This window comes from Peribacillus sp. SRI_006, from assembly GCF_057586375.1.
In genome coordinates this window covers 281338-293427 of sequence record NZ_JBYCZT010000002.1, presented here as the reverse complement: position 1 = coordinate 293427, position 12090 = coordinate 281338, and the positions used below count along the sequence as shown (strand labels likewise).

The following is a 12090-nucleotide window of genomic DNA, read 5'->3' as shown; positions in this document are numbered from 1 at the left end:
TCTTTCCCTCCTTTTCTATAAAATCACGGTGATCGGCTCTTCTAAATACCGTTTTAGTGTTTGTAAAAAGGCAGCAGCGGGTGCCCCGTCCAGTACACGGTGATCAAAAGTTAAACTGAGTGGCAAAATCGTTCTCCTCTCCAATTCTTCGCCAATATAAAGCGGGGTATCGTAAGCAGTGCCAATTCCGAGTATCCCCGTTTCCGGTGTATTGAGAATCGGTGTAAAATGCTCAACGCCATATGCCCCGAGGTTACTGATTGTAAAAGTGGAACCTTGCATGTCTTCAATTGGCAATTGACCGTCACGTGCACACCGGGCCAACTCCTTCCCCTTATTCGATAACTGTCTTAGGGTACAATTTTCGGCATTTCTTATGACGGGAACAACTAGTCCATTCTCCAAGGCCACCGCTAATCCAAGATGGATAGACTCATACAAAATGATGTTATCTTCAATATAGGCACTATTCATTTTAGGGTGCTCTTTAAGTGAAAGCACGACAGCCTTGGCAACAAAGTCCGTTATAGTCAATTTAGTTGATTCATATTTTTGCAGCGTTTCTGTAGCCTGTTTTTGCAAAATGACTAGATCAGTGACATCAACTTTCAGCGTTAGCGTTAATTGGGCACTGCTTTGCAAGCTCTCTTTCATACGTTTGGCAATGATGTTCCTCATTCCCTTAACAGGAATCTGCTGCTGACTCTCTATAGCAGGTTTTGGCGGAACTATTCTTTCTACTGTATTTACCGGGATGGAATCCCTTTTCTCCATTACTTTCTGGACATCTTCTTTAGTGATTCTTCCTCCTGGCCCGGTGCCTTGAATCATCTCAATGTCAAGATTCGCTGCCTGTGCCATTTTTCGTGCAACCGGAGTGATCATCAATCGGTCTGCTATTGGCAAAGTGGGGGACTCGTTTGTTTTCGGCTTTTCTTGTTCATCAATTTTCAACTGGGTCTCTACAGCAACAGGTTCATCGATCTTTATTTTTTCATTCGGATCTCCGATATGACAGATTACGGTTCCTGGAGGTACTCCTTGTCCTTCTTGAACTGCTATATTCAGAATCGTACCTTCCGCTGGAGATTCAATATCCATTTCTATTTTCTCTGAATTGATGCTGGCTATTGCTTCACCTTTTTGGACTGGATCCCCAACAGCCTTACTCCATAACGAAACAGTGCCTTCTTTCATTGCCATGCCCAATTTCGGCATTACCACTTCGACAGCCATATCTAATTTCTCCCTTCATAATGGTTTGTTTTATCCATCATTGGTTTTGTTGCTCCAACCTTTGCAGTTCTATGCGAAAAAGCTGGAGCATGCATCTGGATTTATTTACACTCCTAGAATGGAAGGTTCCCCTAATAATTCTGAAACGGCTTGTATCACTTTTTCTGATGTAGGAAGGTAAATATCTTCAAGCGGTGGAGAAAAAGGGACAGGTGTATGTGGTGCCGTAATCCTCTTGATTGGCGCATCGAGCGTATCAAACCCCTTATCCGCCACCAGTGCGGCAATATCCGTTGCGACACTGCATCTTGGATTCGCTTCATCGATCACAATCAAACGATTTGTTTTTGCCACAGAGGAGAGAATCGATTCTTCATCCAGTGGTGACAAGCTCCGCGGGTCGACAATCTCAACTTCAATTCCTTTAGCTGTGAGTTTTTCAGCAGCCTCCATCGCGGTGTGAACTTGTTTACCGATGGCAACGATCGTCAAATCCGAGCCTTTCCTTTTCATTTCGGCTTTGCCGATTGGGATTGTATAGTAGCCTTCCGGAACCTCTCCAACCATGTTGTATAGTGTTTTATCTTCAAAAAAGATGACAGGGTCATTATCTTCAATGGCTGAAAGTAAAAGCCCTTTTGCGTCATAGGGGGATGAGGGAACGACGACCTTCAATCCTGGAATGCTGGTGAACAAGGCATAAAGGCTTTGTGAATGCTGAGCTGCAGCCCTGAACCCTGCACCATGCATCGTACGGATCGTCACGGGAACCTGTGCTTTACCGCCAAACATATAGCGGAATTTCGCACCTTGATTCAATACTTCATCCAAACAGCTGCCAATGAAATCGTTGAACATTAACTCGGCTATCGGTCGCAAGCCTGTCGAAGCGGCTGCCATTGCCGCTCCCATATATCCTGCTTCCGCAATGGGTGTGTCAAGAATTCTATCCCGGCCAAATTCTTGAACCAATCCTTTCGTGACACCTAAGACGCCACCCCATGCTTCGTCATCCTGCAAATGATCGACCTCTGCACCGCCGGCTACATCTTCTCCCATAAGGATGACATTCTCGTCTTTTCTCATTGCCATTGCCATTGCTTCATTTATTGCCTGCGACATACTGATTTTTCTACTCATCTCAATTCCTCCTTTTATGGTTTAATAAGATACATAAACATCGTTTAATAAATCGGACGCTTCTGGATATGGGCTCTCTTCACTGAACTTAACTGCTTGTTTAATAGATTCCTCAACGGCATTCTCAAGAGAAATCAGTTCTTTTTCCGCCAGCAGATTCTGATTCAGTAAGTAATTCCTAAATAGGGCAATCGCATCTTTCTCTTGTTTATGTTCCTTTTTTTCTTGTTCCTTTTTATATTTCTGTGCATCTCCCTCGAAGTGGCCATAATTACGATAAGTAACGCATTCGATCAATGATGGCCCTTCTCCCCTGCGAGCCCTCTGAACGGCTTCTTCAGCAGCCTTATACACGGCCAATACATCTTTCCCATCCACCCGGACACCCGGGATATTGTAGCTTATCGCCCGATCGGCTATCGTTTTACAGCTAGAAGCATAGTTGAAAGGCGTGGCTTCTCCATACCCATTATTTTCAGCGATGAATATTACGGGCAGCTTCCAGATTGCCGCCAGATTTATCCCTTCATGGAATGTCCCATGATTATTGGCACCATCACCAAAAAAACATACACTAACATGATCGGTCTTTTTATACTTGGCAGTTAATGCTGCACCGCATGCGAGCGGAAAGCCTCCGCCGACTATCCCGTTTGCACCTAACATCCCCTTGTCCAAATCGGCAATATGCATTGAACCGCCTTTTCCTTTGCAAAGCCCGGTCACTTTCCCATAGATTTCAGCCATCATCCCGTTTAGGTCGCATTCTTTTGCAATACAGTGGCCATGCCCCCTGTGAGTGCTTGTAATGCTATCCTTTTCGGATAGGTGGGCACATACACCAACAGCAACCGCTTCTTCCCCTGCATATAAATGGACAAACCCAGGTAAAATCCCTTTTGCAAAAGATTCATGAACTTGGTCTTCGAATTTTCTGATTTCCAGCATTTTCTTATACATCCAATAAGCCTTGTCCTGAGATAACTTTATTTCATTCGATTGAACCGTTTCCATTTTTCAGCCCCCAATCAGTAATAGCGAGTCAATCTTATATAGTGCAATTGCCGTGCCAAAATGGGAGGCGGTAAAATTAGGACATTAACTATTTTCAGCAGAAACAAAACGAGACAAAATGAGATTGGTGTCTCGTTTTGTCTCGTTTTGTTTAAAATATACGATCCGAATTCACTTATAACTGAAGTTCAAAGATGGTTTGAATGTGGAAAGCAGCCTGCTTAAGCTTAAGGAATAAACCTTTTATTTAGGTTTCAGTATTTACTAACATGAATTTTGTTAAATAATTAGAGAGGAAGGACCTAGCTAGTAAACTATCAAGCTTAACGTAAATTTTTTAGCGCACCGCTCCATGCAATTGTTTGATCTAGCATTGCATGGACATTACCAAGGTGTAAATCAGCTGGTTTAAACGTTTTGAAGTTTTCAAAGTCTGTAAATAGCGATAATGTTGGATTTACACGAACGTCCGCAACTAGTAATTCCCCTAATATGCCACGCAAATGTTCGGCTGCACGGGCTCCGCCAGTTGAACCATAGCTTACGATGCCCGCAGCTTTGTTGTTCCATTCATCACGTGCGGAATCAAGTGCGTTTTTTAATGCCCCTGTAATGCTGTGATTATATTCTTGTACAATAAACACAAAACCATCCAAGCTAGAGAGTTTTTCTGACCAAGCTAATAATCCTGGTTCTTTACCAGTGCCTTCTCCAAAAAACGGCAATTTGAAATCTGCGATATCGACGATTTCATAAGTTGCATCTTCTCGTTTATCTGCTATTTCTTTAACTCAATTTCCCACTTGTGGACTTACACGTCCTATTCGTGTGCTTCCTAAGATAATTCCAATCTTTAATTTTTCCAATGTTTTCTCCTCCTCGTAAAAACTTACTGGCCAATTAATTGTTTAAGAATATAACCTCATAAGTTGAGGGATTTACATATTTTCAATCTCTTCCACTAACGTGTAGTACCCACCTTCTGTATCTTCAATGAGATGCTTTATTTTGTTAAGATGTTCTTTGAATTCACTTTTTTCTAACCAATTTTTATGAAAATCAATACTCTCAAAGGTCGTTGCCATAATTGCCTTATCATTATCTACAGAACGATGCCAACGGCTGCTGATCCAACCGGGAACACCTTATGATCCCTTCTTGAAATTGAGCAGTTCTTCAGCTTGGATAGCAACCAATTCATCTAGTTTGCCTGTTTTAGCTGTAAATACATTAATCCATACTATTGTATTACTTGATTTCATATTCATAATCTCCTGTCATTTAATCTATTTTTTAGTTCATTAAAAATTGGCATTTCCTATACAATCACCATGGTATGTCAGTACTGACTGTCATTATACTTATTCAAAAACTAGGGAGTCAAAGCCCTAGTAAATGTTTGCACACTCTCCATGATAAATGCCTCCAGGGACACGGTTGGATAGTTCTCATCGGCATCCAGATTGTTCATAAAGGCACCAAAATTCATCATCATGAACGACAACGCCTGAAGCTCTGGGTCTGTGGGAATAAGCTTTCCTTTTTCATGCATCGTGTTAAAATAGTTTGTCAAAATATCCAGTAACTGTCGGGGATGCTTTTGTGTTTTTTCTCTAAAACCAGGTAAATTGCCTTCCTCCTTGATACTTATCATAATCATTTTCCGGTTACGATTCATGATTTCATGATATGTTCGACTGATCAGTAGTAAATCTGAATGCAAATCCCACACGATTTGCTCTTCATTAAAAAGTTTGGTCATCTCTTCAGTATAATGATATCGGTCAAATGCCGTTTCTAAAAGATTTTGCTTGCTTCCAAACCGACGGAATAGTGTTTTTTCACTAAAACCTGCGGAACCAGCAATTTCCTGAGTAGAAACACCATTGTACCCTTTCTCTGCAATTAGATCGATTGCCGCCAACAGCAGCTTATCATCGGTACTAAGCTTATTACTGCTACTCATGCTCTCACTTCCTCCGAATCGACTGTCAGTACTTACTGACTTTCCATTTTATTCTATTCATCTGTTTTTAAATTGTCAAGAAAATACTTCCAACAGCACATTTTATTTTTAAGATTGAACGGGAAAAGGTGCACTATACGTATGAGAGTCATGGATGGCATATGGCATAACCTTCTAAAATCAAAAACCAGTATCCAGAAATGGAGAAGTTGCTCGTTGGAGAATCATCTCTAAGTTCAATCAAGAGAAATTTAAAAAGACGGAGCTTTTTGCTCCTCCTCAGTTTGTAGACAAAAGGGGTCTATTTAAAAATTAAAACAAAGAAGTTGATTGGGAACGGAAGGTACGAGACTCCTGCGGGAAAAGCGAGTCCAGGGGAGACCCCACAGGCGCAATCGCGCCGAGGAGGCTCCCGGACCGCCCGCGGAAAGCAAGTGCCTTGAGTGGAAATCAACGTATAAATTACACAAAACACTAAAAAAACTGTAGATAAACTCGATATTCATCGAGATTGTCTACAGTTTGAGATGAAGCTTTTTGCTCCGCCTGAATTCTAGAATATTTTTTTCTCATTCAACTCGAGTGCCAATTCTTTAAAAAACTGTAGCGATTCTGGATTTCCCATGGAGTCTGCATTCACTACTTTATCAAACTCGAAACCTAATAATACTTTACGTATCGGGACTTCCATTTTCTTTCCGTTCAACGTTTTAGGAATTTGTCCAACCACATGGATTTGGTCAGGGATAAAGCGAGGGGATACATGCCCTCTGATTTGTTCCTTGATTTTTGCCGTCAATGCTGCATCCAGACTTTCTCCGGGCTTAAGGACTACGAACAACAGCAGTGAGGAACCGCGGCCAAGCACTTCCCTATCAATGACTAGGCTTTCCATTACCTCGTCTATCGCTTCGACGACCCGGTAGATATCGCTAGTTCCCATCCGTACACCAGAACGATTGATGGTCGAGTCGGAACGTCCATAAATGATACAGCTGCCCTTGTCGTCGATCTTTATCCAATCACCATGTTTCCATATGCCAGGATACGTATCGAAATAACTCTCGTAGTATCTTTTCCCATCTTGATCATTCCAGAAATAAAGCGGCATGGACGGCATCGGTTTCGTAATGACCAATTCACCGACTTCATTAATCAATGTTTGACCATGCTCATCAAAGGCTTCCGCACAAACACCCAATGCCCTTCCTTGTATCTCTCCGATCCTCACGGGCAATGTTGGAACACCGCCCACAAATCCGGCACATACATCGGTCCCGCCACTGGATGAACTGAGCCAGATATCCTTCTTGACATTTTCATACACCCATTTATAACCGTCTCCAGATAATGGAGCTCCAGTTGAAAAAAGAGCCCTCAATTTCGATAAATCATATTTTCCCAGGGGCTTGTTTCCTAACTTCATGGAATTCGTAAGGAATGGTGCACTTGTTCCAAAGAAAGTCATGCCTGTATCTTGCGCCAATTCCCAAAGAACATCCATATTCGGAAAAGAAGGACTGCCGTCATAAAGGACGATGGTCCCTTCATTAAGCAAACCACCCATAAGGAGATTCCACATCATCCAGCCTGTCGTCGTAAACCAGAATACGGTATCCTCGGAAGTCATGCCTTGATGGATTCTTGTTGATTTGAAATGCTCCAATAATATACCGCCATGCCCTTGTACAATCGGTTTTGGCATCCCGGTTGTACCTGATGAATAGAGAATCCAAAGCGGATGATCGAAAGGAACACTTTCAAAAGATAATTCTGCCTTTTCTTTTAATAAGTCATCCCAAGGAACTGTATCTGCCAGATTCACTTCCAAAATCTTTTTTTCTATGTAAGGAACCAGCACTGTATGCTTGACAGAGACCAATTCCTGTTTAAGCTGGGAGACGACCGATGTTTTATCATATACATTTCCATTGTACTGATATCCATCAACCGCCAGTAATACAACTGGTTCAATCTGTTTGAAACGATCTATGACGCTTCTTGCCCCAAAGTCAGGTGAACAACTGGACCAGATGGCACCTATGCTCACTGTTGCCAAGAAAGCTATCACCGCTTCGGGTATGTTTGGCATATAGGCAACAACACGGTCACCTGATTTCACACCAAGTTTCCTTAATGAATGGGCGACAGATGCCACTTTTTCTTTCAGCTCTTTCCAGCTAACCTCTTGCTGCCTGATATGTTCGGAACGAAAAAAAATCGCCGTTTTCTCTTCTTGATCATTCAATAATGCATTTTCAGCATAATTAAGCCTTGCCCCCTCGAACCATTTCGCACCTGGCATGGATTGCTCCGCTAAAACCCTGTCATATGTCCTGCCGGCTTTTACATCACAATAATCCCAAATTGAAGCCCAAAATTGCTCCAGTTCATCTACCGACCATTTCCATAATTCATGATAGTCATGAAATGTTAAACCTTTCTTTTCTTTTAACCATTTCACATATTGAGTCAATACTGTTTGCTCGATTTGTTCCTTTGTCGGTTCCCAAATGATTTGTCCATCTGTAAGCGATTTCATGCAATCATCTCCCTTAGGTATCAAATGCGTCATTGAATCATTTCATAATAATGGTAGTTTACTTAAATTGTAATCTATGAGTTTCAAAACTGTCAATTTACACTAAACTCAATTAGGCTCGTATTGATGTATGGGCAGGTTAATGGAGAAACATGTCCCTTTCCCTTGTACACTCGACACATGTACCGTACCATCCATGCTTTTGATAATGCTATATGAAACCATCATGCCCAACCCCGTCCCTTTATTTTTTGTCGTGAAGTAAGGCTCACCTAAACGGTATATCTGTTCCTGTGTCATTCCAATTCCCTGATCTTGGATTTTAATTTGGATGGTGGAAGCAGCACGAATTAAATCTATGTATATTTCGCCAGCATGGTCCATCGATTCTATGCCATTCTTTAGGATATTGAACAAGCACTGCTGGAATTTCTCCCTTTCCCCCATGATAGAATAAGCTCCATCTTCGATTAGTGATAACTTCAATTCTGTTCCATTATTGTTAGCAAGGGGTTTTATGCTGTTCACGACATGCTGAATTTCCTCCGATACCCTTAATCGCTCCGTGTTTTCAGGGCTTATGGAAGCAAATGTCAAATAATCATTAATGACATCCGTGGCCCGATCCAATTCCTTAAGTGCAATATTTGCATATCTGACCTTTGTATGGGAAGAAACGTCTTCGCTTAACATTTGTATATATCCCCTGGTAACTGTAAGGGGATTTCTGACTTCATGAGATATGCTAGCAGCCAGATGACTAACGATTTGCAACTTTTCCGCTTTCACTAATTTTTCGAGAACCTGAAAATTAGTGAGGATGACCTCCCATAGTAAGATTACAACAACAATTCCAATGACTTGGATCGTGAAGTATTGTTTCCATAGACTTATACCGATAGTAAGTTCAAATACTACTGTTGAAATAAACTGCGTGAGAATATGTACAATGAAGATTAATGATATACCGATGATAATTTTTTTACTGACAGAGAGTTTCAAATAGTATTTAGATATAAAAAACAAGGAAACACCCACTAGTGGAAAAGTGATGCATGATATATAAAATCCATTATCACCCCCTGATAAATAGCGGATAACAAGAGTGATGACTATCAATATGATTCCTAACCGATAGCCTCCATATAAACCGCCTAACAGAAAAGGGATCCATCTAAGGTCCCAAACAAAATCCTCTTCTATAACAACGGGAAATAGCATGCATAGAACAAGTGAAAGAATAGGGAAAATAGATAGGAAGGATCCTTTTAATGCATCTAAACGGTATACGTACTTCACTAGATAGCTCATTTGCAATAAAAAGATCGGAAAAAGGATAAGTAAAAAGTTAATCAGTAAATCTTTGGTCATAAGATTCATTTTTACACCGAACTTTCGATATTTTTCGAAGATTTAGACAGGCATATCAATCATATCAAGATAGATAATGATAAGCTAGTTAAATTATTATGAGGTAAATAAAAGTTACCTCTTCCGCCATCCAGGAAAGAATTTGAGGTAATGTTATATAAAAAATACCCGTTCTTAAAGAACGGGTATTTTTTTCATATTGGTAAAACTGTTGAATTTTCTAAGAGAACAATTTTCAATTAGGATTAATGGGGAGATGTAAACTCTATTGATTAAATTATCGACTGATGGGTAAAAATGATCAGTCCACTGAATATCGCAATTTTTTTCTTTCAGAAAAGCGTCATATACAGAAACCCTTTTTAGATATAGAAGTGAGATGTTACAGTTCATTCACTCTTCTGGTTCTTGAATGTTTTCCCATCATGATAATAAAGTTCAGAGCCTAGATGAACATTGTCATTTTCTTTCAATTTATGAATAAGCTCTTTACTTTTTGTTTTATCCATTTCTTTATACCAGGTTCCTTGTGGATATAGAATAGCGATCGGACCATGCTTGCATTGGCCGTTGCATAATGTTTTTGTTGTGTGAATCTCCTTTTGTAGTTCTAAGTTTTTCAATTCCCCCCTAATCGTCTCTGTTACTTCTTCTGCTCCATTTTTCGTGCATGTTTTCCCGTTGCAAATTAATAGATGTTTGCTAACCCCATCTAAGTTCATATAAATTCCCCATTTCCTTATTATTTGACCTCTATAGCAAATGGATAGCTATTGACTTTATCATAAAACTTAAATTCTCCTCATATTTTTATCAACCTCAAACTCTATCGGACTAACCTGATGACAAGGTTTCCGGGTTTACTATCAACAAACGCATCATAAGAGTATTCAGGCAGGTAGAAATTCAGAGTATAAACGCCATTTCCTTTTTCCACAGGATGTATGGAAACAATCAACGGCCAGGGTAATGATAAACCATACAAAATATAAACCATACCCCGGTAAAGTATATGTTACTCTAAAAGAAATCGTGCTACAATTCGCACGTTCTTTTTTTAATGTTATGGTACATGTCTGGATTAAATTCCACTTCAACGGTTCTTTTCTCTACACTACCTTCAATCGGTTTATTGCACTTGCCATAAAACATAAAAAAGCCAAGCGCCGATTCAGGTACTTTCTAATCCTATTTTCTCCCGAATTCCAGAAAAAATAAAGGTTCTATAAGTGACAGAGAATTGGAATATGGTTTAGCGGCACAAAATAAGAAAAATGAAGAAAAACTCTGTTGAGACTCATCTCCACAGAGTTTACTTCAATTCATCAGTTAGCTTTCAACTAGGGTGGCAGGGCACCTTCCCTTTGATTACGAGTGAATAGTACTTTTCGTGCCTCTTTTTATTTTGCAATTGAATCCATGTAAATGTTTTGTTCTAGTTTTCCCCACACTCTAGAAGTCTTACATGTGTACGAAAAAAAGACTACACCTAATCATGCACTTAAAACGAAAACACAAATTTATGTTAGAAAAAGAACAGGAAAAAACACTGAAACGATCATTTCAGTGCCATCAAAAAATATTTGAATAAGAATTAATAAAGAGCTGATTTTGCGAGCGTGGTGATTGTCGCATCATCCATCGGAGGATTATGGAGTCCTGCGCGTACATCCCTATAGTAGCGTTGCAGGGGATTGTTTCTTTGTAAACTTTTGGCTCCGACGACTCTCATCGCTTTATCGACGATGGAGATCGATTTGTTGACGACCGATAACTTAACTGCCCCCAATTGCTTCGATAATTCATCACGATCTTCAGGCTGCCGCACCCATTTTTCTGCGACAGAGTAGAGGAAATGATGTGCTTCACCCAATTCCAGTTCCATCTCCCCGATTGTACGTTGAACATTCGGAAGGTCCCTGATTGGTCCTGGCAAGCTATTCGGAGAATAGGTTTTCGCAAATTCGACTGCGTAATTTCTGGCAGCCACTGCGATTCCCAAGTAGCAAGCCGGTATATGTAATAGCCACGCTTCAGGTTTTCTTTTTTCACCAGGATTGCTTTTCATGACATAATACTTTTCAGGCAGGCTGACATCATTTAACACCAGATCATGACTTCCTGTCCCCTGCATGGAAATCATATCCCAAGTTTCTTCTATACTTACACCCTTTACCTCACGATGAACTAAAAATGTGCCAAGTCGCTCATCCTCGGGAACCCATGCCGTTACGAGAAAAATATCAAGGACAGGAGAGAGTGTAGTAAAAGTCTTTCTGCCATTCAAATTCCATTGATTACCCTTTTTGATCGCGATGGTTTCCGGTCGGCCTCCGCGCGTCGGACTCCCCGTTCCAGCCTCAGATGCTGCCGTATTGATTAGTGCACCTTTCGACACCTCATCATACAATTCTTTCATGACTCCTTTTTCCCAAGGTCTCTTCTCCGATAAGGAAAGTACCGTTCCGACATGCCAGCCTATTCCTAAGGCTGTTGGGCCGCAATATTGAGCTATTTTTTCTTGGCATAGGAGAAAATCATATAAGGAACCGCCATATCCGCCATGCTCTTTAGCTAAAGTTAATTGGGGGTATCCGAATTCCTTTAACTCCTGAATGTTTTCATAAGGAAACCCCTTTGAATCATCAAGTGCCTCAGATCGGCCGGAAAACAACTGAATCGCATCCTCTAATTTTTGTATATAGTCTTTTTGCTTCTGTGATTGAAAAAACGACATGAAGATCATCCCTCCTCTAGTAAACAAAAATCTTGAACCATCCAGCAGCAGATACAGAACTGCTAACTCCACTTTATCATATCA

Annotated in this window: 8 protein-coding genes and 1 pseudogene; all 9 read right to left on the bottom strand. The window is 40.6% G+C overall.

Features of this window, described 5'->3' with window-relative positions; translation table 11 throughout:
- Nucleotides 1–15: 15 nt before the first annotated feature.
- Nucleotides 16–1236: a dihydrolipoamide acetyltransferase family protein gene (locus AC2YHV_RS03775; protein WP_487372617.1), complete on the bottom strand. Its 1221-nt coding sequence runs from the start codon at nt 1234–1236 to the stop codon at nt 16–18.
- A gap of 105 nt (nt 1237–1341) precedes the next feature.
- Nucleotides 1342–2376 (bottom strand): alpha-ketoacid dehydrogenase subunit beta, encoded by a 1035-nt coding sequence (locus AC2YHV_RS03770; protein ID WP_098936477.1) that lies wholly within the window; start codon nt 2374–2376, stop codon nt 1342–1344.
- Between the two features lie 21 nt (nt 2377–2397).
- Nucleotides 2398–3390, bottom strand: coding sequence for a thiamine pyrophosphate-dependent dehydrogenase E1 component subunit alpha (locus AC2YHV_RS03765; protein WP_096339542.1), 993 nt, complete (start codon nt 3388–3390; stop codon nt 2398–2400).
- A 323-nt stretch (nt 3391–3713) separates the two neighbouring features.
- Nucleotides 3714–4256: pseudogene (locus AC2YHV_RS03760) on the bottom strand (NADPH-dependent FMN reductase).
- Between the two features lie 506 nt (nt 4257–4762).
- On the bottom strand, nt 4763–5356 hold the full coding sequence (locus AC2YHV_RS03755) for a TetR/AcrR family transcriptional regulator (RefSeq protein ID WP_440438494.1): 594 nt from the start codon (nt 5354–5356) through the stop codon (nt 4763–4765).
- 553 nt (nt 5357–5909) lie between these two features.
- Nucleotides 5910–7898, bottom strand: a complete 1989-nt coding sequence (locus AC2YHV_RS03750; protein WP_239861242.1) for an acetoacetate--CoA ligase — start codon at nt 7896–7898, stop codon at nt 5910–5912.
- Between the two features lie 108 nt (nt 7899–8006).
- Entirely contained in the window at nt 8007–9197 is a 1191-nt protein-coding gene (locus AC2YHV_RS03745) for an ATP-binding protein (protein WP_487372616.1), read from the bottom strand.
- Nucleotides 9198–9658: 461 nt separating this feature from the next.
- Nucleotides 9659–9991 (bottom strand): (2Fe-2S) ferredoxin domain-containing protein, encoded by a 333-nt coding sequence (locus AC2YHV_RS03740; RefSeq protein WP_098865813.1) that lies wholly within the window; start codon nt 9989–9991, stop codon nt 9659–9661.
- A gap of 872 nt (nt 9992–10863) precedes the next feature.
- Complete coding sequence (locus AC2YHV_RS03735) at nt 10864–12006, bottom strand: acyl-CoA dehydrogenase family protein (protein WP_487372615.1); 1143 nt, start codon at nt 12004–12006, stop codon at nt 10864–10866.
- Nucleotides 12007–12090 lie beyond the last annotated feature (84 nt).

Bases quoted from the DNA above. Each gene is read 5' to 3' on its own strand.
- AC2YHV_RS03775 (WP_487372617.1), bottom strand. From the start codon at position 1,236: ATGGCTGTCGAAGTGGTAATGCCGAAATTGGGCATGGCAATGAAAGAA.
- AC2YHV_RS03770 (WP_098936477.1), bottom strand. From the start codon at position 2,376: ATGAGTAGAAAAATCAGTATGTCGCAGGCAATAAATGAAGCAATGGCA.
- AC2YHV_RS03765 (WP_096339542.1), bottom strand. From the start codon at position 3,390: ATGGAAACGGTTCAATCGAATGAAATAAAGTTATCTCAGGACAAGGCT.
- AC2YHV_RS03755 (WP_440438494.1), bottom strand. From the start codon at position 5,356: ATGAGTAGCAGTAATAAGCTTAGTACCGATGATAAGCTGCTGTTGGCG.
- AC2YHV_RS03750 (WP_239861242.1), bottom strand. From the start codon at position 7,898: ATGAAATCGCTTACAGATGGACAAATCATTTGGGAACCGACAAAGGAA.
- AC2YHV_RS03740 (WP_098865813.1), bottom strand. From the start codon at position 9,991: ATGAACTTAGATGGGGTTAGCAAACATCTATTAATTTGCAACGGGAAA.
- AC2YHV_RS03735 (WP_487372615.1), bottom strand. From the start codon at position 12,006: ATGTCGTTTTTTCAATCACAGAAGCAAAAAGACTATATACAAAAATTA.